At 72.1% G+C, this 24,676-nt stretch carries 30 protein-coding genes and 1 pseudogene; 21 read left to right on the top strand and 10 right to left on the bottom strand.

What is annotated here, in order from left to right:
• Nucleotides 1-70: 70 nt before the first annotated feature.
• Together purF and AC1DZA_RS00425 are read left to right on the top strand one after the other, a co-directional pair.
• Nucleotides 71-1,528: an amidophosphoribosyltransferase gene (gene purF, locus AC1DZA_RS00430; protein ID WP_159601879.1), complete on the top strand. Its 1,458-nt coding sequence runs from the start codon at nt 71-73 to the stop codon at nt 1,526-1,528.
• A 95-nt stretch (nt 1,529-1,623) separates the two neighbouring features.
• Nucleotides 1,624-2,517, top strand: coding sequence for an alpha/beta fold hydrolase (locus tag AC1DZA_RS00425; RefSeq protein ID WP_476771253.1), 894 nt, complete (start codon nt 1,624-1,626; stop codon nt 2,515-2,517).
• Here the strand turns inward: AC1DZA_RS00425 and AC1DZA_RS00420 are convergent.
• From AC1DZA_RS00420 to AC1DZA_RS00405, 4 genes are all read right to left on the bottom strand, one after another.
• Nucleotides 2,501-2,986: a MarR family winged helix-turn-helix transcriptional regulator gene (locus AC1DZA_RS00420; RefSeq protein ID WP_476771252.1), complete on the bottom strand. Its 486-nt coding sequence runs from the start codon at nt 2,984-2,986 to the stop codon at nt 2,501-2,503. The genes AC1DZA_RS00425 and AC1DZA_RS00420 overlap by 17 nt on opposite strands.
• On the bottom strand, nt 2,983-3,408 hold the full coding sequence (locus tag AC1DZA_RS00415) for an SRPBCC family protein (protein ID WP_476761338.1): 426 nt from the start codon (nt 3,406-3,408) through the stop codon (nt 2,983-2,985). The genes AC1DZA_RS00420 and AC1DZA_RS00415 overlap by 4 nt, the downstream gene beginning before the upstream one ends.
• Nucleotides 3,409-3,480: 72 nt before the next feature.
• A complete protein-coding gene (locus AC1DZA_RS00410) occupies nt 3,481-3,918 on the bottom strand; it encodes a LapA family protein (protein WP_476761337.1) in 438 nt (145 codons plus the stop codon).
• 74 nt (nt 3,919-3,992) lie between these two features.
• Nucleotides 3,993-4,400, bottom strand: a complete 408-nt coding sequence (locus AC1DZA_RS00405; RefSeq protein WP_476761336.1) for a sterol carrier family protein — start codon at nt 4,398-4,400, stop codon at nt 3,993-3,995.
• Between the two features lie 103 nt (nt 4,401-4,503).
• Here AC1DZA_RS00405 and purD point away from each other — a divergent pair, with 103 nt between their 5' ends.
• From purD to AC1DZA_RS00390, 3 genes are all read left to right on the top strand, one after another.
• Nucleotides 4,504-5,814, top strand: a complete 1,311-nt coding sequence (gene purD / locus AC1DZA_RS00400) for a phosphoribosylamine--glycine ligase (RefSeq protein WP_476761335.1) — start codon at nt 4,504-4,506, stop codon at nt 5,812-5,814.
• Nucleotides 5,815-5,859: 45 nt separating this feature from the next.
• A complete protein-coding gene (locus AC1DZA_RS00395; RefSeq protein ID WP_476771251.1) occupies nt 5,860-6,801 on the top strand; it encodes a phosphoribosylaminoimidazolesuccinocarboxamide synthase in 942 nt (313 codons plus the stop codon).
• Nucleotides 6,802-6,899: 98 nt separating this feature from the next.
• Entirely contained in the window at nt 6,900-7,385 is a 486-nt protein-coding gene (locus AC1DZA_RS00390) for a YybH family protein (RefSeq protein ID WP_476771250.1), read from the top strand.
• Here AC1DZA_RS00390 and AC1DZA_RS00385 read toward each other — a convergent pair.
• A complete protein-coding gene (locus AC1DZA_RS00385; RefSeq protein ID WP_476771249.1) occupies nt 7,342-7,869 on the bottom strand; it encodes a DUF1269 domain-containing protein in 528 nt (175 codons plus the stop codon). The genes AC1DZA_RS00390 and AC1DZA_RS00385 overlap by 44 nt on opposite strands.
• A 202-nt stretch (nt 7,870-8,071) precedes the next feature.
• Between AC1DZA_RS00385 and AC1DZA_RS00380 the strand changes: the two genes are divergently transcribed.
• Nucleotides 8,072-8,926 carry a VOC family protein gene (locus AC1DZA_RS00380; RefSeq protein WP_476771625.1) on the top strand — a complete coding sequence of 285 codons (855 nt, stop codon included), beginning with the start codon at nt 8,072-8,074 and terminating at the stop codon, nt 8,924-8,926.
• A 191-nt stretch (nt 8,927-9,117) separates the two neighbouring features.
• Here the strand turns inward: AC1DZA_RS00380 and AC1DZA_RS00375 are convergent, their stop codons facing one another.
• On the bottom strand, nt 9,118-9,771 hold the full coding sequence (locus AC1DZA_RS00375) for a TetR/AcrR family transcriptional regulator (protein WP_476771248.1): 654 nt from the start codon (nt 9,769-9,771) through the stop codon (nt 9,118-9,120).
• 202 nt (nt 9,772-9,973) lie between these two features.
• Between AC1DZA_RS00375 and AC1DZA_RS00370 the strand changes: the two genes are divergently transcribed.
• From AC1DZA_RS00370 to AC1DZA_RS00335, 8 genes are all read left to right on the top strand, one after another.
• Nucleotides 9,974-10,717, top strand: coding sequence for a class I SAM-dependent methyltransferase (locus tag AC1DZA_RS00370; RefSeq protein WP_476771247.1), 744 nt, complete (start codon nt 9,974-9,976; stop codon nt 10,715-10,717).
• A 20-nt stretch (nt 10,718-10,737) separates the two neighbouring features.
• On the top strand, nt 10,738-11,337 hold the full coding sequence (locus AC1DZA_RS00365) for a TetR/AcrR family transcriptional regulator (protein ID WP_476771246.1): 600 nt from the start codon (nt 10,738-10,740) through the stop codon (nt 11,335-11,337).
• Between the two features lie 128 nt (nt 11,338-11,465).
• Complete coding sequence (locus AC1DZA_RS00360; protein ID WP_476771245.1) at nt 11,466-12,944, top strand: DHA2 family efflux MFS transporter permease subunit; 1,479 nt, start codon at nt 11,466-11,468, stop codon at nt 12,942-12,944.
• 98 nt (nt 12,945-13,042) lie between these two features.
• Nucleotides 13,043-13,930, top strand: coding sequence for a tryptophan 2,3-dioxygenase (gene kynA, locus AC1DZA_RS00355; protein ID WP_309976405.1), 888 nt, complete (start codon nt 13,043-13,045; stop codon nt 13,928-13,930).
• Nucleotides 13,931-13,933: 3 nt separating this feature from the next.
• Nucleotides 13,934-14,944, top strand: a complete 1,011-nt coding sequence (locus tag AC1DZA_RS00350) for an amidohydrolase family protein (RefSeq protein ID WP_476771244.1) — start codon at nt 13,934-13,936, stop codon at nt 14,942-14,944.
• Between the two features lie 32 nt (nt 14,945-14,976).
• Nucleotides 14,977-16,200, top strand: coding sequence for a kynureninase (locus AC1DZA_RS00345; RefSeq protein ID WP_476771624.1), 1,224 nt, complete (start codon nt 14,977-14,979; stop codon nt 16,198-16,200).
• Between the two features lie 116 nt (nt 16,201-16,316).
• Nucleotides 16,317-16,526 (top strand): hypothetical protein, encoded by a 210-nt coding sequence (locus AC1DZA_RS00340; RefSeq protein ID WP_476761326.1) that lies wholly within the window; start codon nt 16,317-16,319, stop codon nt 16,524-16,526.
• On the top strand, nt 16,523-16,852 hold the full coding sequence (locus tag AC1DZA_RS00335) for a hypothetical protein (protein ID WP_476771243.1): 330 nt from the start codon (nt 16,523-16,525) through the stop codon (nt 16,850-16,852). The genes AC1DZA_RS00340 and AC1DZA_RS00335 overlap by 4 nt, the downstream gene beginning before the upstream one ends.
• Before the next feature lie 64 nt (nt 16,853-16,916).
• Here the strand turns inward: AC1DZA_RS00335 and AC1DZA_RS00330 are convergent, their stop codons facing one another.
• A complete protein-coding gene (locus AC1DZA_RS00330; RefSeq protein ID WP_476771242.1) occupies nt 16,917-18,440 on the bottom strand; it encodes a DHA2 family efflux MFS transporter permease subunit in 1,524 nt (507 codons plus the stop codon).
• A gap of 60 nt (nt 18,441-18,500) precedes the next feature.
• On the bottom strand, nt 18,501-19,070 hold the full coding sequence (locus tag AC1DZA_RS00325; RefSeq protein WP_476771241.1) for a PadR family transcriptional regulator: 570 nt from the start codon (nt 19,068-19,070) through the stop codon (nt 18,501-18,503).
• A gap of 219 nt (nt 19,071-19,289) precedes the next feature.
• On the opposite strand from AC1DZA_RS00325, the gene AC1DZA_RS00320 reads away from it, so the two are divergent.
• The 5 genes and pseudogenes from AC1DZA_RS00320 to AC1DZA_RS00300 all read left to right on the top strand — a co-directional run bounded on the left by AC1DZA_RS00320 (nt 19,290) and on the right by AC1DZA_RS00300 (nt 21,974).
• Entirely contained in the window at nt 19,290-19,703 is a 414-nt protein-coding gene (locus tag AC1DZA_RS00320) for a hypothetical protein (protein WP_476771240.1), read from the top strand.
• A gap of 126 nt (nt 19,704-19,829) precedes the next feature.
• A pseudogene (gene purS, locus AC1DZA_RS00315) lies at nt 19,830-20,063 on the top strand (phosphoribosylformylglycinamidine synthase subunit PurS); the annotation flags it as partial.
• Nucleotides 20,064-20,176: 113 nt separating this feature from the next.
• A complete protein-coding gene (gene purQ, locus AC1DZA_RS00310; protein WP_476771239.1) occupies nt 20,177-20,875 on the top strand; it encodes a phosphoribosylformylglycinamidine synthase subunit PurQ in 699 nt (232 codons plus the stop codon).
• Between the two features lie 137 nt (nt 20,876-21,012).
• Nucleotides 21,013-21,384: a hypothetical protein gene (locus tag AC1DZA_RS00305; protein ID WP_476771238.1), complete on the top strand. Its 372-nt coding sequence runs from the start codon at nt 21,013-21,015 to the stop codon at nt 21,382-21,384.
• Nucleotides 21,385-21,416: 32 nt separating this feature from the next.
• Nucleotides 21,417-21,974: a tetratricopeptide repeat protein gene (locus AC1DZA_RS00300; RefSeq protein WP_476763861.1), complete on the top strand. Its 558-nt coding sequence runs from the start codon at nt 21,417-21,419 to the stop codon at nt 21,972-21,974.
• Nucleotides 21,975-22,032: 58 nt separating this feature from the next.
• Here AC1DZA_RS00300 and AC1DZA_RS00295 read toward each other — a convergent pair whose 3' ends face one another.
• Complete coding sequence (locus AC1DZA_RS00295; RefSeq protein ID WP_476771237.1) at nt 22,033-22,608, bottom strand: adenine phosphoribosyltransferase; 576 nt, start codon at nt 22,606-22,608, stop codon at nt 22,033-22,035.
• A gap of 71 nt (nt 22,609-22,679) precedes the next feature.
• On the opposite strand from AC1DZA_RS00295, the gene AC1DZA_RS00290 reads away from it, so the two are divergent.
• Together AC1DZA_RS00290 and AC1DZA_RS00285 are read left to right on the top strand one after the other, a co-directional pair.
• Nucleotides 22,680-23,141, top strand: a complete 462-nt coding sequence (locus tag AC1DZA_RS00290) for a DUF3817 domain-containing protein (protein WP_476771236.1) — start codon at nt 22,680-22,682, stop codon at nt 23,139-23,141.
• Between the two features lie 77 nt (nt 23,142-23,218).
• Nucleotides 23,219-24,034 (top strand): shikimate 5-dehydrogenase, encoded by an 816-nt coding sequence (locus tag AC1DZA_RS00285; RefSeq protein ID WP_476771235.1) that lies wholly within the window; start codon nt 23,219-23,221, stop codon nt 24,032-24,034.
• 85 nt (nt 24,035-24,119) lie between these two features.
• Here the strand turns inward: AC1DZA_RS00285 and AC1DZA_RS00280 are convergent, their stop codons facing one another.
• A complete protein-coding gene (locus AC1DZA_RS00280) occupies nt 24,120-24,623 on the bottom strand; it encodes a hypothetical protein (RefSeq protein WP_476771234.1) in 504 nt (167 codons plus the stop codon).
• Between the last annotated feature and the right edge of the window lie 53 nt (nt 24,624-24,676).

Here is a 24,676-nt window from a genome sequence, read left to right as displayed (position 1 = left end):
GCGCGCGTGTGGGAGGATGGATCGTCCTGCTCGGACGCTCAACCCACCCCCACGAGGAGCCCTAGCTCGCATGTGCGGCATCGTCGGCATCGTCTCCACCGAGCCCGTCAACCAGCAGATCTACGACAGCCTCCTGCTGCTGCAGCACCGGGGGCAGGACTCCACCGGCATCGCGACCGCGGACGGACCGGTCTTCCACATGACGAAGCAGCGCGGCCAGGTGCGTGAGGCCTTCCGCACGCGCGACATGCGCTCGCTGCTCGGCAACATGGGCCTCGGCCACGTTCGCTACACCACGAAGGGCGCGGCAGAGCGCGAGGAGGAGGCGCAGCCGTTCTACGTGAACGCGCCGTACGGCATCATCCTCGTGCACAACGGCAACCTCACGAACACGCGTGAGCTCTCGAGCGACCTGTTCAACATCGACCGCCGCCACGTGAACTCCACGAGCGACACCGAGATGCTGCTCAACGTGCTCGCGACCGAGCTGCAGGGGCAGATCACCGGGCTCGACCTCGACCCCGACCAGGTGTTCGCCGCCGTCGAGCAGGTGCACGAGCGCGTCGAGGGCTCCTACGCGGTCATCTCGCTCATCGCGGGCTACGGCCTGCTCGCGTTCCGCGACCCCTACGGCATCCGCCCGCTCATCCTCGGCAAGCGCGTGACCGAGGCCGGCAAGGACGAGTGGATCGTGGCCTCCGAATCGCTCGTGCTCGAGAACGGCGACTACGAGATCGTGCGCGACGTGCTCCCCGGCGAGGCGATCTTCATCACCCTCGACGGGCGGATGATCTCGCGCCAGTGCGCGAAGAACCCCCGGCTCGTGCCGTGCTCGTTCGAGTACGTCTACCTCGCCCGCCCCGACTCCGTCATGAACGGCATCTCGGTGTACGAGGCGCGCCTGCGCATGGGCGACCGGCTCGCGACCACCATCGAGACCCACATGGACAAGGGCGACATCGACGTCGTCATGCCGATCCCCGACTCGTCGCGACCCGCGGCGATGCAGGTCGCCCAGAAGCTCGGCATCGAGTACCGCGAGGGGTTCTACAAGAACCGCTACGTGGGCCGCACGTTCATCATGCCCGGGCAGGCGCAGCGCCGCCGCTCGGTGCGCCAGAAGCTCAACGCCATGGGCACCGAGTTCAAGGGCAAGAACATCCTCATCGTCGACGACTCGATCGTGCGCGGCACGACCTCGAAGGAGATCGTCGAGATGGCCCGCGCGGCCGGCGCCAACAAGGTCACGTTCACGTCGGCCGCTCCCCCGGTGCGCTACCCGCACGTGTACGGCATCAACATGCCGAGCCGCCAGGAGCTCGTCGCGCACGGGCGCAAGATCCCCGAGATCGCCCGCGAGCTGAACGCCGACCACATGATCTACCAGGAGGTCGCCGACCTGCAGGCCGCGATCACCCAGGGCACCTCGATCGACCAGCTCGACCTCTCGTGCTTCACCGGCGAGTACGTCACCGGCACGGTCACCGAGGAGTACCTCGAGTGGGTGGAGAAGACCCAGCTCAGCTGAGCGGATGCCGCGGGCGGCGTGTCATCGGCCATCGCGTCGCGGCGCGGCGCGGCCGAGCCGGGCATGACGTCGGTGGCCTGCGCCACACTGGCCGCATGGGATTCACTCGCCGCGGCAGCGTGCGCACCCCGGTGCTCGAGATCGCCTACGAGGAGGCGGGTCCGCCCGACGGGCCGGTCGCGGTGCTCTCGCACGGGTTCCCCTACGACGTGCGCGCCTACGACGAGGTCGCCGGCCTGCTCGCGGCATCCGGCATGCGCGTGATCGCGCCCTACCTGCGCGGCTACGGCCCGACGCGGTTCACGGATGCCGCGACGATGCGTTCGGGCGAGCAGGCGGCCCTCGCCCAGGACCTCCTCGACCTGATCGACGCGCTCGGCGTCGACCGGCCGATCGTCGGCGGCTACGACTGGGGCGGCCGCGCGTCGTGCATCATCGCGGCAGTGCACCCCGACCGTGTCGGCGGCCTCGTCACGGTCGGCGGCTACAACGTGTTCGGCGCCGGCTTCGGCCAGGAGCCGGCCCTGCCCGAGTGGGAGCGCACGTACTGGTACCAGTACTACTTCCATTCCGAGCGCGGGCGTCGCGGGCTCGAACGGTACCGGCGCGAACTCTGCGAGCTGCTGTGGACGACGTGGTCGCCCCAGTGGGCCGGCGCGTCGGCGGCGTTCGCCGCGAGCGCGCCCAGTCTCGACAACCCCGACTTCGTCGATGTCGTGATCCACTCCTACCGGCACCGGTACGGGCTCACCGAGGGCGATCCGCGCTACGCCGACCTCGAGGCGGCGGCCTCCGCCGAGCCGCCCATCACGGTGCCGACCGTCGTGCTCGAGAGCGGAGCCGACGGCGTCGGCGGGCCCGGCGGCGAGAGCGACCGCGAGCAGTTCACGGGCGCCCACGCGTTCCGCGAGCTTCCCGGCATCGGCCACGACCTGCCGCAGGAGGCGCCGCGCGAGTTCGCCGACGCCGTGCTCAGCCTCCGGCGCTAGCGACCGGTCTCGTGCGGCCGGGCGTGGGGCGGTCGAGGGCGTTCAGCTGTCTCGTGAAGCCAGCGACCGAGGCGCCGAGCGGCGCGAAGTAGGCCCGGTCGGCGCGCTCGACGGCGGCGTTCGCCCGGTTGGCCAGCGCGATCCCCGTCGCCCTGGGCTCGAGCGCGAAGGCGCGTCCGTCGGAGGGATGCCGTGCACGCTCGACCAGCCCCTTGCCCTCGAGCGCACGCAGCACCTGCGACGTCATCATGATGTCGATGCCGACGTGGTCGGCGAGCTCGCGCTGCGTCACTGGAGAGGAACGGTCGATCCACGTCAGCGAAGCGAGCAGCACGAATTGCATATGGGTGAGCTCGAACGGCTCGAGGGCGTCGCGGATCGCCCGCTGCCAACTGTGGGTGACCCGCCAGAGCGCCAGCCCGGGGCTGTCGGACGCATCCGGGAACTCCGTCTGCAGCTCGTGCGTCACGCGGCCCGCTGCTCGGCGGCGGCGAGGAGCTCGGCCATCGCGTCGGGGAAGTCGCCGCTGATCTGCGGTCCGAGCTCCGGCCCGGCCGCGTCCGCGTCGTCGCCGGTGATCTCGAGGGTGTGCGAGACCGCCGTGCCTCCGCCGGGCGCCGGAGCGAGCCGATGACGGAACGTCAGCACGAGTCCGCCGAACACCGTCTGGTCGGCGTAGACGCGCTCGGGCTCGAGTTCGGTGATCACCGACTCCATCGCGTCCTGCCCCTGGGGCGTCACGGTCAGCCGCGTTCCGACGGCGAGCGGACCGTGCAGCTCGAAGTCGTCGGAGCCGGGGCCCAGCCTCGTGCCGGAATGCAAGGCGGCCAATGCCGCCCAGACGGCCCCGGCATCGGCCGAGGTCGAGGCCTCATACGTCGTCGTCCACATCACGCGCCCCGATCTACTAAGTACGCTTACTATATGCCCGGCACAGGACGCGCGCCAGTCCCGAACGTGCGACTAGTCGTCCGCGCGGTAGGTCGACTCGTGCAGCGCCGTCACCGACTTCGCCTTCCTGGCGGAGGCACGGTCGATCACGAGGGCGACCAGGGCGCCCAGCATCGCGCCGATCGCCGCGCAGCCCAGCAGCAGGAAGCCGAACACCTGGCCCTTGTCGAAGCCGGGGGACGCCACCCCGTCGACCGGCTGGCCCGAGAAGGCGAACGTGAGGATGAGCGCGACCACGGCACCGAGGAGCGCGCCGAGCGTGATGAACCGTCCATACCGGGGGGCGCGCCGCACGGTCACGACGTCATCGGTGACCTCGGTCTCGGTGGGCTCGTCGATCTCCATGTGCTCCACGCGCCGGGCGGGTGCAGCGTCGGCCTCGGGTGCGGCCCCGGTCTCGGGGTCACGCTCGGGCTCGTACGGCTGCGGAAGGTTCTGAGGGTCGCTCACCCCTCCATTGTCCCATCCGGCGGATGCCGCTCGGCCCGCCCGCCGGCCTGCGCTCGGCGGCGCCCTTGGTGCCGCTACGCCGGAAGCACCGGGAGATGACCCGTCAGGTCGGCCCGCTGCCCCGAGGCGTGCACCCGCCCCGACGCCTTGGCGTCGGCCCACGAGAGCGTGCCCCTGGCGAGCGCGATCCAGGTGCCGGCATCCGTCTCGATCACGTTCGGAGGCGTGCCCCGGGTGTGCTTCGGACCCTCGACGCACTGCACCGCCGCATAGGGGGGCACGCGCACCTCGACCGTGCCGCCGGGCGCCTGCTCGGCCAGCAGCTGCAGGGTGTAGCGCACGACGAGCGCGAGGGTCGAGCGGTCGACGGATGCCGCGAGCGCGGGCCCGTCGGCCTGGTCGATGCCGTTCGCCTCGGCGATGGCCAGCATCGTGGTCAGTGCCGCGCGTCCGAGGTCGTCGTCGATCCGTGCTCGTGCCATGCCCCCATCCTCCCGCACGGCACCGTCAGGCAACCCGTCCGTCGCGCCGTCACGGGGCGCCCCGGGCCCGAGGCGCCCGAGCCCCATCGGGTAGCCTGAACCGGTGAGAATCCTCGTCCTCGGCTCGGGCGCGCGCGAGCACGCCATCATCCTCGCGCTCCTCGACGAGGAGGCCGGTCACGAGCTCATCGCCGCTCCGGGCAACGCCGGCATCGCGGCATCCGCCACCTCGTCGGGCCGGGGCAGCGTGACCACCATCGCGCTCGACCCGACCGACCCCGTCATCGTCGCCGACTACGCGATCGACAACGACATCGAGCTCGTCGTGATCGGGCCCGAGGCCCCGCTCGTCGCGGGCGTCGCCGACGCGCTGCGCACCCGCGGCATCGCCGTGTTCGGTCCGGGCAAGGCGGCCGCGGCACTCGAGGGCTCGAAGACGTTCGCCAAGCGCATCATGGAGTCGGCGGGCGTCCCGACCGGCCGCGCCCGCCTCGCCGACACGCTCGCCGACGTGCAGGCGACGCTCGACGAGTTCGGCGAGCCCTACGTGGTGAAGGCCGACGGCCTCGCGGCCGGCAAGGGCGTGCTCGTCACCACCGACCGCGACGCCGCGCTCGCGCACGCCACCCACTACCTGCAGCAGGGCCCCGTGCTCGTCGAGGAGTTCCTCGACGGCCAGGAGGTGTCCCTCTTCTTCCTGGCCGACGGCACCAACGTGCTGCCGCTCTCCCCCGCGCAGGACTACAAGCGCCTGCGCGACGGCGACCAGGGACCGAACACGGGCGGCATGGGCGCCTACTCGCCGCTGCCGTGGCTGGCGAACGACTTCGGCAGCGAGCAGGCCTTCGTCGACGAGGTCATCGAGACCATCGCGCTGCCCACCGTGAAGCAGCTCGCGGTCGAGCAGACCCCGTTCATCGGGCTGCTCTACGCGGGCCTCATCCTCACGCCCCGGGGCATCCGCGTCATCGAGTTCAACGCCCGCTTCGGCGACCCCGAGACGCAGGTCGTGCTGCCGCGTCTCGCGACGCCGCTGTCGGGCCTGCTGTTCGCGGCGGCCACCGGCGGGCTCGGCGAGCTGCCCCGGCCCGAGTTCCGGGCGGATGCCGCGGTCACGGTCGTGCTCGCGAGCGAGGGGTATCCCGAGGCCCCCGAGACCGGCCGCGTGATCGAGGGACTCGACGCCGCGGCATCCGTGGCGGGAGTGCACGTGGCCCACGCCGCCACGGCGATCGGCGCAACGGACGACACGGGGTCGGCGCCGCTCGTCGCCACGGGCGGCCGGGTGCTCAACGTGGTCGCCGTCGGATCGGACTTCGCCGATGCCCGACGCCGTGCCTACGAGGCGCTCGGACACCTGCGCCTCGAGGGCGGCCAGTACCGCACCGACATCGCCGCGCGCGTCGCGGAGTGACCGCGGCGCGCCCCTCGCGCGCCGCACAGTGAAGGAGCCGAACGCATGGACGACGCGATGGAACTGCCGGGCTGGACGCATGTCTACTCGGGCAAGGTGCGCGACCTCTACGTACCGACGGCCGCGATGGACGACGACGACTCCTGGACCGGCGACCCGCTGCGCGCCTCGCGGGTGGTGCTGGTCGTGGCCAGTGACCGCGTGAGCGCCTACGACCGGGTGCTCGAACCCGCGATCCCCGGCAAGGGCGCCATGCTCACCTCGCTCACGCGCTGGTGGTTCGACCAGCTGCCCGACGTGCCGAACCACCTCGCCTATGCCGAGGACGACCGCCTGCAGGTGCCGGCGATCCCCGACGAGGTGGCCGACCGCGCGACGCTCTGCCGCACGCTCGACATGTTCCCCATCGAGTGCGTCGTGCGCGGGTTCATCACCGGCGGCGGGTGGAAGGAATACCAGGCGACGGGCGCGATCGGCGGCATCGCGCTGCCCGAGGGGCTCTCGAACGGCGACCGCCTGCCCGAGCCGCTCTTCACCCCTGCCTGGAAGGCGCCCATGGGCTCGCACGACGAGAACATCTCGTACGAGCGCACGGCCGAGATCGTCGGCGAGACCGTCGCGGCACAGCTGCGCGAGCTGTCGATCGAGATCTTCGAGCGCGCGTCTGCCGTCGCCGAGGCGCGGGGGCTGATCCTCGCCGACACGAAGTTCGAGTTCGGCGCCGATCGCGACACCGGCATCGTGACCCTGGCCGACGAGGTGCTCACGAGCGACTCGAGCCGGTACTGGGATGCGGCGGCGTACGAGTCCGGCGCGACGCCCGAGCAGCGCATGGCGAGCTTCGACAAGCAGATCGTGCGCGACTGGCTGACGGTCAACTGGGACCAGGCCGCGTTCGAGGCGCCGCCGACGCTCCCGCGCGAGATCGTGGAGCAGACGGCGGGCCGCTACCGCGAGCTGCTCGAGCGCCTCACCGCCCGAGGCTGAGCCGGCGACGGCCGCGGCGCATCGCACGGAGTGTCGTTCTCGGCGGCATCCGTTCGTCGTCCCTGTGACGGCGCCACCCGGGCGCCAGGGGAGGCCTCATGCGAACGACGCCGGAACTCACTGAATCGGCCGTGGACTCCGCCGAGGTCGCCTGGCTCGTGAGCAAGCGCGCTGCGGCGATCCGTTCCCGTGACGCCGAGTACCTGGCGTCGCGCTACGCGCCCGACGCGGTGACGTTCGGCGTGGCACCGCCCCTGAGCCCGTTCGCCGACGAGGCACGGCGGGTCGCGTGGATCCGCGCCTGGTTCCGCCGCTTCCCGGATCCCATCGACCACCGCGTGCTCGACCTCACCGTGAGCGTCGCCGGCGACCTCGCGTTCTGCCGCAGCCTCGATGCGCTCGTGACTGGACCGCTGTCACGGCGGCGAACCGTGCGCTTCGAGACGGTGCTCGGCCTGCGCCGGGTGGACGGCGTCTGGCTGGTGGAGTGCGAGCGGATCGCGCCGGCGACCCAGGCCGCCGGCGCGACATCCGGTCGGGCTAGGAGGCGATGGCCTTGGCGATCTTGTCGCCGCCCTCGTTGATGGCCTTCTGGAGCTCCTCGTAGTCGTCGCGGTCGATGGCCTTGTTCACCTTCTTGACGGCCTTGCCCAGGGCCGCGTCGATGCGGTCGAGGTAGCGGTCGTCGATCACGGCGATGATCGCGGAGGAGCCCTTCGGCAGGTACTCCTCGAGCTCGAGGCCGACCTTCTTCTCGTCGCGCTTCTTCGCGATCTTGCCGGCGATCGCGCCCACGCCCGCGCCGACGGCAGTCGCCGCCAGCAGGGGAGGAGCGAAGAGGCCGAGCACGAGTCCCGCGGCGCCGCCGATCCACGCGCCCTTCGCAACCTGTCCGGTGCCGTGCTCGTCGACGCTGACCCGCCCTTCGTCGTCGTGGTGCATCACGACCGACGACACGACCTCGAGATCGGAGTCGGATTCGGCCGCCTTCAGCGACTTGTAGTCCTCGGTGGCCGCGTCGGCGGTGTCGTAGGTCGCCACGTACAGCGCCAGGTTGTCCATTCCCATGAGTCGTCCCCTCGTTGAGCGCTCCCCAGTCGACTGCCCCCGGGAGCGGCGATGCGTCCACGATAGGAGCGTGAGGCAGGGGGCGACAAGGCTCGCACCGTGACCTGGCGGAATATGCCTCGCGAACACGGGGTTATCATTAGTTGTGACTACAACCAATGGCGCGGCGCCGAACGCCGGACTCCTCGCGGCCGACACCGGCATGGGTGCCGTGACGCTGCGCGTGGGCGACCTCGACGGCATGATCCGCTACTACCGCGACGGCGTGACCCTCGAACTCCTGAGCCATGACGGTCCCGTCGCCGTGCTCGGCCGGGGCACCACGCCGGTGGTGATCCTGCAGCACGCGCCAGAGCTGCGGCACGCTTCGCCGCGGGAGGCCGGCCTGTTCCACACCGCGATCCTCTTCGACACCCGCGAGGCGCTCGCCACCGCGATCTTCTCCGTCGCCTCCAAGTACCCGGGCACCTTCACGGGCAGCGCCGACCACCTCGTGAGCGAGGCCTTCTACTTCACCGACCCCGAGGGCAACGGCGTCGAGCTCTACTTCGACCGCGACCGCTCCACGTGGAGCTGGACCCACGGGCAGATCGAGATGGCCACGATCTTCCTCGACCCCAACGCGTATCTGCGCGACCACCTCACCGAGGGGGCAGCGGATGCCGCGGCATCCGGCCTGGGCGTCGGCGACGCCGTCGTGGGGCACGTGCATCTCTCGGTCGGAGACATCCCGAGCGCTCGCGAGTTCTACGTGCACCGGCTGGGCTTCGAGACCACCGCCGACGGATGGCCCGGGGCGCTGTTCGTCTCAGCCGGCGGCTACCACCACCACATGGCCATGAACACGTGGAACAGTGCCGGCGCCGGCCGACGTGGCCTCGCGCTCGGGCTCGGGAAGGTCGAGATCGTCGTCCCCGGCGGCGACGACCTCGGCGAGCTCGGCGAGCGGATGACGCACTACGGCGTCCCGGTGCGCCACGACGGTCGCGTGCTCGCCTTCGACGACCCGTGGGCCAACCTCGTCGAGGTGCGGGCCGCCGCGGCATCCGGCGCCTGAGGCCCCCTGGCCCCGCACCAGCATCCGCACGCGCACGCGCACGCGACCCGCGCGCCGGAAGTGCACGCATCAGCGGATATACGATCGGGCGCGCCCCGGTTCGCGCGGATCACTCGGGGTGGCGGATCATATATCCGCCAAGACGTGCAGGAGGCGGGTCGGCGCAGGCAGGAAGTGCGTCGGGCCGTGCGTCACTCGCGAGGCGCCGAGCGCGGACCCTTCGCGTGCGACATGTCGTGGAACTCGCCGAACGCCTGGCCGTCGCCCGGCAGCGGCGTGAGGTCGGGACGCGCGCGCAGGCCGTCGAGCACCACGGCGAGCTGCCGGCGCCAGTAGGGCAGGTAGGCGCCGCCGTACTGTCCGACCGAGCCGAGCATGTCGACGAGCACGCTGATGTCGACTGCGGTGACGTCGGGGCGCAGCGCGCCCTCCGCCTTGGCCCGTGCGACGATCCCGTCGATCACGTCGGCGAACTCCGCGCCGGGCTGATGGCCGGGGTCGAGTTCGGCGACGCGCCGCATCACACCGGGTAGGTACGGCGATTCGGCCACCCACGAGCCGAGCCGCTCGAGCCAGAGCTCGATCGAGCGCCATCCGGTCTCGGCGCCGAGGATCTCGGGCGCGAAGTCGTGCAGCTCGCCGATGGCCGTGTCGTAGAGCTCGCGGATGAGGGCATCGCGGTTGGGGAAGTGCCGGTAGACGGTGCCCGCGCCGACGCCGGCCCGCGTGGCCAGCTCGTCGAGCGGGGCGTCGATGCCGCGCTCCGAGAAGAGGATCCGGGCCTCGGCGAGGAGTCGTTCGTGGTTGCGTCGCGCGTCGCGACGCGGCGACGCCGTCGGGTTCACGAGTTCACTGTACGCCCTGGGTGGGCTATCATTCGGAGAGTCAACTCCGTTTCCTTGCGGTTCGGAGTCGGCTCCTCTTGGGGGAGAGGGATGCGGCGCGGCGGGCGATGGGCCGGTCTGACCGGCGGGGCTGCCCGCCGCGCCCGCTCCCGCCCGCTCCCGCCCGCTCCCGCCCGCTCCCGCCCGCTGGCATGATGTCGGAATGGACCAGGACGAGATCTGGGATGCCGACACGGCGCGCCGCTACGACACACCCGGCGTGGGAATGTTCGCACCTGAGGTGCTCGATCCGGCGGTCCACCGCCTGGCGGCCCTGGCCGAGGGCGGCACGGTCGTGGAGTTCGCGGTCGGCACGGGTCGCGTGGCGATCCCACTCGCCGAGCGCGGCATCCGCGTGGCCGGCATCGAGCTCTCCACGGCGATGATCGAGCGACTCCGCGAGAAGGCCGACGAGCAGACCGTACCCGTGATGCAGGGCGACATGACGACGGCGCGCGTCCCGGGCGAGCACGCCCTCGTCTACCTCGTCTTCAACACGATCTCGAACCTGTTGACGCAGGACGAGCAGGTCGAGTGCTTCCGGAACGCGGCGCGCCACCTGTCGCCGGGTGGCCGGTTCGTCATCGAGCTGTGGGTGCCGCAGCTGCGCGTGCTGCCGCCGGGACAGCGCGCCTCCGTGTTCGCGGTCGAGCCGGGCTACATCGGCCTCGACACCATCGACGTGCTCGAGCAGCGCGTCGTTTCGCACCACTTCCACTTCGGAGACGGCCGCGAGGCGCGCGTCGAGCGCAGTCCGCACCGGTACATCTGGCCATCGGAGCTCGACCTGATGGCACGCCTCGCCGGCTTCGAGCTCGAGGCACGTCACTCCGACTGGGCGGGATCCCCCTTCACGGCGGACTCGACCTCGCACGTGTCGGTCTACCTCCTTGCGCACCGCGTATGAGTGAGTGTACAGTCACTCATATGCGAACGAAGCTCTCCACCGCCGACGAACGGCGCCCCCTCGTCACGAATGCAGCCGTGGCCGCGTTCGCGCGGACGGGCTACCGCGGCACCACCGTCGCGGATGTCGCGCGCGAGGCGGGCATCTCGTCGGCCTACGTCTTCAAGCTCTTCCCGAGCAAGGAGCAGCTCTTCGTCGGAGCGCTCGACGCCTGCTTCGACGACGTGGTCGACGCCCTGGGCCGCGGCGCACAGGCGACGTCCGACCACACTCCCGAGGGCGTGCTCGACGCAATGGGCCTCGCCTACGCAGAGCTCATCGCCGATCGGTCGCTCCTCATGCTGCAGGTGCACGCGCAGTCGGCCGCCGAGGTGCCCGAGATCGGCGCGGCCCTGCGCCGCGGCTACGCCCGGGTCACCGAGTTCGCCGCCACGCGATCCGGTGCCTCGGATGCCGCGGTGCAGCGCTTCATCGCATTCGGGCAGCTCTGCCACCTCGTCGTGACGCTCGACCTCGACGACGCACCCGAGCCCTGGGCTCGCACGCTCGCGCTCGGCATCCGTCACCCCGAGTTCGGCGCCGTCACGCCCGCCGAGATCACGGAAGGAGGCGACTCGTGAGACCGTCGGGCCTCGTGCCCTGACGCCGCCGCCGGCCGCCTCGGTCGGCGATTCTTTGGCCTGCCAAGTGACTGACCACTCACTCACCCACCGCGCGACAACGACCGCGCAGAAGAGGAACAACGCTCATGACTCCCGTCTCCGTCTCCACTGCCCCGACGCCCACCGGATCGGCGCCCGCTGCACCGACCGCACCGCCCTCCCGGCGCTGGTGGGCGCTCGCCGCGCTCGCCCTCGCCCAGTTCCTCGTGGTGCTCGACGCCTCGATCGTGAACATCGCCATTCCCACTCTCGGCGCCGACCTCGGGCTCGGCCCGGGCGCGCTCGCCTGGGTGATCACGGCGTACGTGCTGCCGTTCGGCAGCCTGCTCCTGTTCGGCGGCCGCCTGGCCGACCGGTTCGGGCACCGCCGCATCTTCCTGATCGGCACCGGATCGTTCATCGCCGCATCCGCCCTCGCCGGCCTGGCGGTGTCGGGAGAGATGCTCCTCACCGCCCGCGCGCTGCAGGGGGCGTCCGCCGCATTGCTCGCCCCGGCGTCGCTCGCCCTCGTCACCCGCCTCTTCACGTCGACCCGCGACCGGGCTCGGGCGCTCGGCATCTGGGGTGCCGTCGCCGGCGCCGGCAGCGCTGCCGGAGTGCTGCTCGGCGGCGTGCTCACCGCCGCCTTCGGCTGGCAGGCCGTGTTCTTCGTGAACCTGCCGGTGGGCGTCATCGTGCTCGTCGCCATCCCGTTCCTCATCCGCCGCGACCAGCCGGGCGCAGGCATGCGAGTCGACCTCGCCGGCGCCGCGACCGTCACCGGGGCGCTCGTCGCCCTCGTCGCAGGCCTCACGAGCGCCGAGCAGCTCGGCTTCGCGAACCCCGTGGTGCTCGGCCTGCTGGGTGCGGCGGTCGTGCTCGGTGCCGCCTTCGTGGTCGTCGAACGACGCGCGGCGGAGCCGCTCCTGCCGCTGTCGACCTTCGCGAACCGCTCGGTCAGCGCGGGCAACGTCGTGATGCTCCTGCTCGGCGGCGCGATGGTGGCGCTCTTCTTCGCCCTCTCGGTGTACCTGCAGGAGGTCATGCACCTCGACTCCCTCGGCGCCGGGCTCACCCAGCTGCCGCTCGCGATCGCGCTCGTGGTCGTCGCCGCGGCCGTGCCGCCCCTCGTCGCCCGGTTCGGCGTGCGCCCGACCCTTGCTGTCTCGCTGCTGGTGTTCGCGGGCGGGCTGGGCTGGCTCGCCGCCGCGCCGGCCGGCGCCGTCTTCCTCGTGCACGTGCTCGGCCCGACCCTGCTCATCGGCATCGGACTCGGCGGCGCCTTCGTCACCGCGACGCAGCTCGCCGTGCACGGGGTCGAGGGCGGCGAAGCCGGCCTCGCCGGCGGACTCGTCAACACGAGCCAGCAGGTCGGCGGCGCGCTGGGCATGGCGGTGCTCGCCACGCTCGCCGCCTCCCGCACCGAGTCACTCGCCGCCGGTGGCGCCACGACCGAGGCGGCCCTCGCCGGCGGGTTCTCGCTCGTGTACCTCGGCGCGGCCGGGCTCGCCGTCGTCGCCGCGGTGATCGCGCTGGTGCTCCGAGGACGTGGCGGCGCCGACGCCGGCGCCGGCACGACGCACTGACGCGCAGTCGCGGCATCCGTCCCGCATCCACCCCTCACTGCGCCTCGCTCGTCCCATCCGGAACGAGCGGGGCGCAGGCGCGCGGCTAGGCTGGCTGCGTGGCCGAATCCGCCGAGAACGCCGAACCCGAGCAGCCCGTCGCGGCGAACACCCGCCGCATCGAGGCATCCGTCGTCACCGACTTCAGCGACCGCATGAGCTACGGCGGGTACCTCGACCTGCCCACGCTGCTCTCGGCGCAGCGGCCTATCTCGCGGCCCGAGCACCACGACGAGCTGCTGTTCATCATCCAGCACCAGACCACCGAGCTGTGGCTGAAGCTCGTGCTGCACGAGCTCGAGACCGCGCGCGACCTGCTGCGGGCCGACGAGCTCGCCCCGGCCCTCAAGTGCGTCGCCCGGGTCAAGCACATCCAGCGCACGCTCACCGAGCAGTGGTCGGTGCTCGCGACGCTCACGCCCACCGAGTACGGACAGTTCCGCGGCGTGCTCGGCAACGCGAGCGGGTTCCAGTCCTACCAGTACCGCGCGGTCGAGTTCGTGCTCGGCAACAAGAACGCGAAGATGATGCAGGTCTTCGAGTCGGATGCCGCGGCGAGCGCCATCCTGCGCCACGCACTCGACTCGCCCAGCATCTACGACGAGTTCCTCCGGCTGCTCGCCCGCGCCGGGTACCCGATCCCCGCGGCGATCCTGGAGCGGGACGTGACCCTCGCGTGGACGTTCCAGCCCGAGCTGGTGCCCGTGTTCGCCGCGATCTACGCGAACCCCGAGGAGCACTGGGCCGCCTACGAGACGTGCGAGGAACTCGTCGACCTCGAGGACAACTTCCAGCTCTGGCGGTTCCGGCACCTGAAGACCGTCGAGCGCATCATCGGCTCGAAGACCGGCACGGGTGGATCGAGCGGCGCGCCCTTCCTGCGCCGCGCCCTCGAGCTCACGTTCTTCCCCGAGCTGTACGCCGTGCGCACGGAGATCCCTGGTTGACGGATGCCACGACCCGATGACACCCGCACCGAGGCCGTGCTCGACCTGGGCCCACTGGCGTCGGCGGTGCGTCGTTCGCTGAACGGCGACCACCCCGGCGAGACGGGCACGATGCTGCCGCCGCTCGTCGACCACCACGTGCACCTGATGATCATCGGCGAGGACGCGTTGGCCGACACGGCGATCGCCGGGTTCGTCGACCTCGGCGCGCCGCCCGACCTGGTCGCCGCGCGACGCCATCGGGGCGGCCTGCCGCGGGCCGACTTCGCCGGGGCGTTCCTCACCGCTCCCGGCGGGTATCCGGTGGGGCGGGCGTGGGCCGCGCCCGGCTGCGCGCGCGAGATCGCGGCCGAGCACGGCGACGGACGGTCGGCGCTGCCGTCGGCCGCCGAGACGGCGGTGAGCGAGCAGCACGCGTTCGGGGCATCCGTCATCAAGGTGGCCCTCAACGCGGCTGCGGGACCGGTGTTCGACCGGCCGACGCTCGACGCGATCGTCGCGGCCGCCCGTCGGCTCGGCCTGCCCGTCGTCGCCCACGTCGAGGGCGACGGGATGACCCGGCTCGCCGTCGACGCCGGCGTCGACACGCTGGCGCACACGCCCTTCACCGAGGTGATCGACGACGGGCTCGTCGCCCGGGCGGTCGCCATCGGGCAGCGCTGGATCTCGACGCTGTACGTCGCCGGCTACGGCGAGCCGACGCCCGACGCCGAGCGGGCCGCCGACAACCTGCGCCGCTTCGCCTCGGCGGGCGGCCGGGTGCTGTACGGCACCGACCTCGGCAACGGCGACCAGCCGCTCGGCGTGAACCCGGCCGAGCTCGCCCTGCTGGCGTCCGCCGGGCTCGACGCCGCCCACGTGATCGCCGCGATCACCGATCCCTGGCCGCGCGAGGCCCGCGCCGAGGGCATCGCGACCTTCGTGCCCGGGGCGCCGCCCGCGACCATCCACGAACTGCCCGAGTGGCTCTCGACCGCGTGCGTCGTGCCCACCGAAGACCTGGAGCTCCTGTGACCCTCGACCCGCATCTCGCGTACGCCCGCCGCATGGACCGCGCCGACGGTCTCGCCCATTACCGCAAGCGCTTCGCCGGCACAGACACCGACCTCGTGTACTTCGACGGCAACTCCCTCGGCCGCCCGCCGGTGTCGGCCATCGAACGCGTCGAGCGCTTCCTGCGCGAGGACTGGGGCGGCCGGCTCATCCGCGGCTGGGACGAGTCATGGATGCAGCTGCCGTTCGAGATCGGCGACCGCATCGGCCGCGCCGTCATCGAGGCCAAGCCCGGGCAGACCGTCATCGGCGACTCCACGACCGTGCTCCTCTACAAGCTCTGCCGCGCCGCCGTCGACGCGCAGCTCGCCCGCGACCCCGCACGACGCGAGATCATCGTCGACAGCGACAACTTCCCGACCGACCGCTACGTGCTCGAGGGCATCGCGGCCGAGCGCGGCATGCGACTGCGCTGGATCGAGGTCGACCCCGCGTCGGGCGTGACGCCCGAGCAGCTCGCCGAGGCGGCCGGCCCCGAGACGGCACTCGTCGTGCTCAGCCACGTCGCCTACCGCTCGGCCTACCTCGCCGACGCGCCCGAGCTCACGCGCATCGCGCACGACGCCGGGGCGCTCATCCTCTGGGACCTGTGCCACTCGGCCGGATCGGTGCCGATCAAGTCCGACCTCTGGGGCTTCGACCTCGCAGTGGGCTGCACGTACAAGTACCTGAACGGCGGTCCGGGATCCCCGGCCTTCGCCTACGTGCGCGACGACCTGCAGGGCGTCCTCAGCCAGCCGATCCAGGGCTGGATGGGCACGGCCGACGTGTTCAGGATGGGTCCCGGCTACACGCCCGCCACCGGCATCCGTCGCTTCATCAGCGGCACGCCGCCCATCGTCGGCATGATCGCCATGGAGGAGACCCTCGCGATGATCGAGGAGGCCGGCATGCCGGCGGTGCGCGCGAAGTCGGTCGCGCTCACCTCGTTCGCCATCACGGTCGCCGACGAGTGGCTCGGCCCGCTGGGCGTCACGCTCGCCTCACCGCTCGACCCCGAGGAGCGCGGCGGGCACGTGACGCTCAACCACCCCGCGATGCGGGAGGTGACCGCGCGGCTCTGGCAGCAGGACGTCATCCCCGACTACCGCGACCCCGGCGGCCTGCGGCTCGGCCTCTCGCCACTGTCGACGAGCTTCGAAGAGGTGCACCGTGGCCTCGAGGCGACGCGCGACACGCTGAGGACGGTGCTCACCGAGCGGGCCGGACTGGCCTGAGCGGGACGGGTTCTACTCGCCGCGTTCGGGGCTGTCAATCGGCTCGACCGCGACGGCGGCCCCTCGCATGCTGGCCCCAGGAGCCGTCGAGCCCGTCGACGGCGGAGAGGGGCGACATGCCACGGCAGATCCGAACGACCATGATCATCCTCGGGGTCGTCAGCATCGTGGCCGCGCTCGGCCGGCGGTTCGCACCGCGGCTGCGGGAGTACTCGGCGGCGAGCGAGGCGTTCTGGACGAACCCGAAGGTCATCAAGGCCCGCGAGAAGGCCTGGGCCCAGGCCCGGCGCCAGGTCCGCGCCCAGACGGCTGGGGGTCGCGCATGAGCGAGACGACCGGCACGACCGCGACGGCCGACGCGGAAGCGCACGGCGGTCCGACCATGAGCCAGATGGCCGCGGGCGGCACCGGCACCAGCGGCAGCGGCAGCAGCGGCACCGCGAGGAGCGGCGGCCGGCAGGAGTCCCCCGCCGGCCCGGGCCGGACCGGCGACGAGCGCCGCGACGCCGTCGACTCGGTCGGCGGGTCGGAGGGGCTCCCGGGCCGCGTGCTCGGGATGCTCCGCGAGCGGCCCGTCGCGGTGGGCACCGCAGTCCTCGCGTGCCTCGCCGTCCTCGTGATCGTGGTCGTCCGCGCGCTGCGGCGGACCTAGCGCCGCCGACCGATCACGACGAGCGGGGCGGATGCCGCGGCGCGACGCCGCGGCATCCGCTCGGCTACTCGGCTCGGGCCGCCTCGTCGGCCGGCTGGCCCATCGCCTCGCCGGACCGAACCGCGGCACCCCAGTCGACCGTCAGCTTCGGCTTGGCGTAGAACAGCACGACGATCGCACCGACCGCGAAGCCGATGATCGGCAGCCACATCGACTGCGACATCGCGGCCGTGAAGCCCTCGAGCACCTGCGGCGGCATGCCGCTCGAGCCCGCGCTCGCCTGCTCGGCGGCCTGCGTGTCGAACCCGGGCAGCTCTGCCGCGAGGCGTGCGTTCAGCAGGGCGGCGATGGCCGCGCTCCCGAGCACCGAGCCGACCTGGCGGGTGGTGTTGTAGACGCCCGATCCGGCTCCGGCCTGCGACGGCGGCAGGTTGCGGGTCGCCGACGAGGCGAGCGGCGCCCAGATGCCCGAGAGGCCGAGGCCGAGCAGGCCCGACGGGATGAGGAGCACCCACAGCTCCTGGTCGGGGGTGAGGAGCGTCGACGTCCACCAGAGCGCGAGCGCGGTGACCACGAACCCGCTGAACGCGATCCACTTGGGGTCGACGCGGTCGATGAGGCGGCCGACGAAGGGGGCGGCGACACCGGTCACGAGGGCCATCGGCACCAGCATCAGCGCGGCCTGCGTCGGCGTGAGCCCACGGGCGACCTGGTAGTAGAAGGCGAGCGGCAGGGGCATGGCCACGATGGCGAAGCCGACGAGCGAGATCGCGACGTTGGAGAGCGAGAAGTTGCGGTCGCGGAACAGCGGCAGCGGCAGCAGCGGCTCGGCGGGGTTGAACCTCTGCCACACCACGAACCCGACGAGCACGACGATGCCGGTGATGATGAGGCCCCACACCGTGATGGGGCCGACGATCGTGCCCCAGTCGTAGGTCTCGCCCTCCTGGATGCCGAAGACGACGAGGAACATGCCGACCGCGCTGAGCGCGACGCCCAGCCAATCGAAGCGGTGCGAATGGGTCTCGAGGTTCGGCACGAGCCGCCAGGCGAGCACGAACGCGATGATGCCGACGGGCACGTTGACGAAGAAGATCCACTCCCAGCCGAGCGAGTCGACGAGCACGCCGCCGAGGATCGGCCCGACGAGCGTCGCCACGCCCGCCACGGCACCCCAGAGGCCCATGGCGGCGCCGCGCTGGTTGGGCGGGAAGATCCGGGTGATCACGGCCATCGTCTGCGGCGTCATGAGCGCCGCGCCGAGGCCCTGCACGGCCCGGGCCGCGATGAGCATGGTGATGTCGCCCGAGAACCCGCACCAGAGCGACGCCAGCGTGAAGACCACGAGGCCGATCATGTAGACGCGCTTGGGCCCGAACCGGTCGCCGAGGCGGCCGGTGATGAGCAGGGGCACTGCGTAGGCGAGCAGGTAGGCGCTCGTGACCCAGAGCACGGCGGTGATGTCGGCGTCGAGGTCGCGCAGGATCGCCGGGTTGGCGATCGAGACGATCGTCGAGTCGACGAGGATCATGAAGAAGCCGATGACGAGCGCCCAGAGGGCGGGCCAGGGCTTGCGTTGCGGTTCCATCGTGTCTTCGTTTCCGTTCAGTTGTCGTCAGTCGGTCGCGGCCGTCAGGCGGCGCGCGGGTCAGTCGGTCGAGGCGGTCCAGTGCAGCCGGCCGCTGCGGAGCTCGTCGATCGTGTGCTCGAGCCAGTCGAGCTCGGCCGTGAGCATGGCGCGGGTGTAGTGCACGTTGAGCACGTAGTGCCGCGCGACGCCCTTCTCGGCGATGTGCGCGAGGCCGGCGTCGATGAACGCGGTGAACTCCCGGATGCGCGCGGCGCGTTCGGCGAGCAGCTCGGCGACCCGCTCGGGCGGCAGGTTGTGGGCCTCGCCGACCGCCACGGGGAACTCGGGGAACTCGTTGACGAACTCGCCGAGCATCTGCTCGAGGGTCGAGCGCACGGCGTCGCGTCCGGCGTCGGTGATGGCGTAGACCGTGCGCTCGGGGCGGTTGCCCTCGCGCTCCACGCCGGTCTCGGCGATGTACCCGTCAGCCGCGAGGCGTTCCACGGCCCGGTAGAGCGAACCGGCGCTCACCTTCACGACGCGGTCCTCCCGACGCTGGAGCATCAGCTGGTACATCTCGTAGGGGTGCATCGGGCGCTCGGTGAGCAGCGCGAGTGTCGAGAGCGCCAATGGGGTGAGTCGAGACATCCGCGCTCCCTTCGCTCGATCGCGGCACATATTCCGTGCGGAATAGTACGCGCGGAATTCCATGCCCGCAACCTCGGCCCGGGGCATCCGTGCACGCGACGGCGGAGGCCACCAGCCAGTAGCACCCGCCTCGCCGCGTTGCAACCCCGGCCCCCCTTTCGGCCCGCCCCGAGGTGGCGCGCGTAGCATGACGGCATCGCAACGACGGAAGGTGGAACCATGACTGACACGGACCGCAACATCGCCGACGCGACGACGGCAGGCAGCGCAGCAGACCACACGGCCAACCTGGCGGCCGGCACGGCGGAGGACCTCGCCGGCGGCGTGCGCGACACCACGCGCGACGCCGCGGAGGCGGCTGACGACGCGAAGGAGCAGGTGGCCGGCGCCGTCAACGACGTGATCGACAGCGCCAAGGCCAAGGCCGCGGATGTCGCGGAGAAGGCCGCCGACGCCGCCGAGACCGTCACCGCACAGGCCAAGGACGCCTACGCGAACGCCAGGAGCGCCGCGGACGAGGGCGTCGGCTACGTGAAGGCGCGCTACCGCGAGAACCCCGGCCTCGTCATCGGCGTGGCCGTGGCCGCGCTCGTGGCCGTCGGCATCATCGTGCGGGCGATCTCGCGACGCTGACACGGCGCCTGACCACCCGGCGACGGCACGGCGCTGATCGTCCGGGCTGACGCCCGGCGAGGGGCATCCGCGGTCTCCCGATAGAATCGAGGCATCCACACCCTCGACACCGGACGGAGAACCGCGGTGCCCACCATCGTCGTCGAAGTGATGCCCAAGGCCGAGTTGCTCGACCCCCAGGGGAAGGCCGTCGCCGGCGCCCTCGCCCGCACGGGCCGCAGCGGGTTCTCGGGCGTGCGCATCGGCAAGCGCTTCGAGCTCACCGTCGACGGCCCCGTCGACGACGCCCTCAAGGCCAGCGTGCAGCAGATCGCGGAGGAGATCCTCTCGAACTCGGTCATCGAGGACGTCGTGGGCATCCACTACGAGCAGTCCAACGCCGAGCTCGCCGAGGAGGCCGCGCACGAGTCCGCCGAGCACTCCGACTCGGGATACGTCGCCCCCGCGGGCGAGACGCACTGAGGCGGGCTGACATGCGCATCGGCGTCATCACGTTCCCCGGCTCGCTCGACGACCGCGACGCGCAGCGCGCCGTGCGGCTCGCGGGCGCCGAGCCCGTCGCCCTCTGGCACGGCTCCCACGACCTCGACGGCGTCGACGCGCTCATCCTGCCCGGCGGCTTCAGCTACGGCGACTACCTGCGCTGCGGCGCGATCGCCTCGCTCAGCCCGATCATGACCGAGGTCGTGGATGCCGCGAACGCCGGCATGCCCGTGCTCGGCATCTGCAACGGCTTCCAGATGCTCACCGAGGCGCACCTGCTCGAGGGCGGCCTGATCCGCAACGACCACGGCGCGTTCATCTGCCGCGACCAGGTGCTGCGCGTCGAGAACACCTCCACCGACTGGACGAGCGGCTTCGACGCAGGCCAGGAGATCACCATCCCCCTGAAGAACGGCGAGGGCGGCTTCATCGCCGACGACGACACCCTCGACCGGCTCGAGGGCGAGGGTCGCGTGGTGTTCCGCTACGTCGACGTCAACCCGAACGGCTCGCTCCGTGACATCGCGGGCATCTCGAACGCTCGCGGCAACGTGGTCGGCCTCATGCCGCACCCCGAGCACGCGGTCGAGCCCGGGTTCGGCCCCGACACCGCCGCCGCGATGCGGTCGGGGGTCGACGGCCTCGGGTTCTTCACCAGCGTCGTGCGCCGGGCACTCGTCGAGGCGTAGTCGCGGCTCGCGGGCGGGTGGCCCCGGGCGCGATTCCGAGCGGATTCATGGACTGCTGAGCGGACCCGCATAGGCTCGGGTCGCATCCTGCGGTGAGGTGCGGGGACCACGCCCCGCCTCGTCACGGAGGATTCCCCATGAGTGCCACCGCCCCAACGCAGCCCGTCGCACCTCGGCCCTTCGAACCCGGTACGCCGCCTCCCGCCGGCTCCGCGAGCGTGCCGCCGAACGCGCCCTCCGCGGACGCCCACCACGTGCCGTGGTACCGGCGCGCGTGGGTGCTCGCCGTCGGCGCGGTGCTGCTCGCCCTGCTGTGCTTCGCGAGCGGGTTCGTCGCCGGGACCGCGGCGGCGCTCTTCGACGGGTTCGGCGGCGGCCCCGGCCGCGGCATGGTGCAGGACGGGCGGGGCTTCCCCGACGACGGCTTCCGGCCGGGCGACGGTTCGCGGGGCGACGGGGGATTCCCGCTCATGCCCGGCGATGGCGACTCCGGCTCGCAGCAGGGCTGACTCCGGGCCGCACAGCGCGGCAGGATGGGACGATGACCGACGCGCATCGACCCGAACCACTGACCCCCGAGCTCGAGGCGACCATCGCCGAGATCTTCGCGGCTCGCGATCGCGAGCACATGCAGCCGACGATCGACGCGTTCCTCGCCCTGCTGGCCGAGCATCCCGACCAGCCCGAGGTGCTCTACGAAGTCGGCGGCGCCTACGACACCGCGGGCGAGGAGGAGACCGCCGCCGGCTACTACGAGTCCGCGCTCGCCGCCGGGCTCGGCGGGGACACGCTGCGCAAGTGCCTGCTGCAGTACGGCAGCACGCTTCGCCTGCTGGGCCGGCTCGACGAATCCGTCGCGGTGCTCGACCGGGCCCTCGCCGGCTGGCCGGAGTCGCCGTCGGTGCGGGCGTTCCACGCGCTCGGCCTCCATGCAGCCGGTCGGAGCGACGGCGCCGTCGGCGAGCTGCTCGCGCTGGTGGCGGACGCGGTGCGCACCGCCGACGTGGTGCGCTACGAAGCGGCGCTGCGGGGGAACGCGGCCTACCTCACGGGCCTCGACGCCGAGTGGCGGATGACCGCGGGCTCGAGCCGCGACTGACGGGGGGTCGGATGCCGCGGCGGGCCCCTGCCCGCTGCGGGCCGCCCGCGGCATCCGCTCAGTACTGCAGCAGCGAGAAGACCTCGTAGCGGTCGCCGAGCGCCTCGCGGCCGCCGAGCCCCTCGAGCTCGAGGGCGACCGCGATGCCCGCGACCTGCCAGCCGGCACGTTCCACGAGGCGTGCCGCGGCACCGACCGTGCCGCCCGTCGCGAGCACGTCGTCGACGATGAGCACCCTCGCGCCGGGCGGGAGCTCGCCTTCGTGCACCTCGAGCGCGGCGCTGCCGTATTCGAGGGAGTACTCCTCGCGCAGGACCGCGCGCGGGAGCTTGCCGGCCTTGCGGACGGTCAGCACGCCGGCGCCGCAGATGGCCGACGCAGCACCGGCGATGAGGAACCCGCGCGCCTCCACCCCGCCGATGTCGTCGAACCGGCCGGCGAAGGGCTCGGTGAGGCTGGTGCCGAGCGCGTGCAGCGCCGGACCGCTGGCGAAGACGGGCGTGAGGTCGCGGAACGTGACGCCCGGCTCGGGGAAGTCGGGGATCGATCGGATGAGGCTCGAGACGAGCTCGCGGGCGGATGGCTCGGTGGGCTCGGTCGGCTCGGTCACCCGCAACAGGCTACCCGCGTTCATCCGTTCGTTCGATGCGTCCCCGCTGCTGCGACTGCGAGCATGGAAGCATCCCGACCCTTGGAGCCTCCCCCGTGTCACCGAAACGCCTCTTCCGCACGCTCGCCTTCGCCGAGGCGGTGACCTGGACGATCCTCATCGTCGCCATGATCCTGAAGTACGCGGGCGGCATCGAGGCGGCCGTGCTCGTCGGCGGGTCGATCCACGGGTTCGTGTTCCTGGCCTACGCGTTCCAGGCGGTGCTCGTCGGCGTGAACCAGCGCTGGAGCATCGGGCTCATCGCGTTGGCCGTGGTCACCGCGATCGTGCCGTACGCCACCGTCCCGTTCGAGATGTGGCTCATGCGGCACGGACGCCTCGACGGCGACTGGCGCCGCGAGTCGAGCGAGCACCCGGCCGACGGCAGCTGGGTGAACCGGATGCTGCGCTGGTTCCTCGCGCGACCGGTGCTGCTCACCGGGCTCGCCGTCGTCGGCGTGGCCGCGGTGTTCGCGGCCCTGCTGGTGGTCGGGCCGCCCGGAGGCCGCGAGGCCTGAGCCGGCTGCGGCCGCGGCCTGCGCGGCAGTCGGCTCCGCGCGAGCGCCCGCGCGCGGCATCCGGCACCATTGAGGGCATGCCCATCCTCAACAAGGACATGTCGGTCTGCATCTCGCTCGCGGCCCGGCCGTCGAACCTCGGCACGCGCTTCCACAACTTCCTCTACGACGAGCTGGGCCTCAACTTCATCTACAAGGCCTTCACGACCGACGACATCGAGGGCGCCGTACGCGGCATCCGTGCCCTCGGCATCCGCGGGTGCTCGGTGTCGATGCCGTTCAAGGAGGCGGTGATCCCCCTCGTCGACGTGCTCGAGGAGTCGGCCGCGGCGATCGAGTCGGTGAACACGATCGTGAACGACGGCGGCGTGCTCACCGCGTCGAACACCGACTACGAGGCCATCGCGATGCTCATCGCCGAGTACGGCATCGACCCCGGCGAGCGGGTGCTCGTGCGCGGCTCGGGCGGCATGGCGAAGGCGGTCGTGGCGGCGTTCCGCGGGGCCGGCTTCGGCGAGGTCACAGTCGTGGCGCGCAACGAGGCCGCGGGCTCGGCGCTCGCCGCGAAGTACGGCTACGCCTGGGTGGCGGAGGACCCCGCGCCCGCGTTCGACGTCATCGTGAACGTCACTCCGCTCGGCATGCACGGGGCGGATGCCGCGGCGCTGGCGTTCCCGCCCGCGTTCATCGAACGGGCGACCACGGTGTTCGACGTGGTGGCGTTCCCCGCCGAGACGCCGCTCGTGGCGGCCGGCCGCGCGGCCGGGAAGCGCGTGATCTCGGGAGCCGAGGTGATCGCGCTGCAGGCCGCGCGGCAGTTCGAGCGCTACACCGGCGTGCCGCTCACCCGCGATCAGGTGGAGCGGGCGTCGGCGTTCTCGCGGGCGGAGTAGGGGCGGCTGGCGGCATCCGCTCTCGGGCAGCGGGCGTGCCGGGCGGCGGTCGTGCCGGGCGGCCGGGCGGCCGGGCGCGCCGCGCTCAGTGCACGAGCGAGCCGAGCCAGATGACGAGCAGCCCGAGGCTCCCGGTGACCACGGCGCTGACGACGCGCAGGTACCAGGGGCTGCCCCGGCGGGCGGAGGCGAGGTAGCCGAGCACCGCGAGCACGGCCACGCCGACCCAGAGCGCGGCGTAGTACGCCACGTACTCGTCGACCCACCCGACGACGGCGAGCAGCAGGAACACGGCGGGCAGCACCATGGCCAACAGCAGTCCGGCGGTGTGCCGGATGGCATCGCGAGCGGCGATCAGGACGGCGCGCAGCCGCGGCTCCGTGTCGTCCTCACGCGCGAGCACGCCCGAGTAGATGTGCGCGAGCCAGAACACGCCGACCGATCCGAGCACGAACAGCAGCACCTCGAGGTCGGTGTCGTCCTCCCACCCCACGGCGATCACGGAACTGACGAGCACGGTGCCGTAGATCGCGTACTCCGTGCGGTAGGCCGAGAGCGCCCTCCGCACGGGAGTCCACACGGCGTGCATGGCGGTTCCTTCCACCGGGCGCAGGGGATCCTGCGTGCGACGGACTCTACTCG

It is taken from the genome of Agromyces sp. P2_B3 (assembly GCF_056404815.1).
Note: the sequence above shows the minus strand (reverse complement) of the source record. Positions and strands in the feature narration are given on the sequence as shown.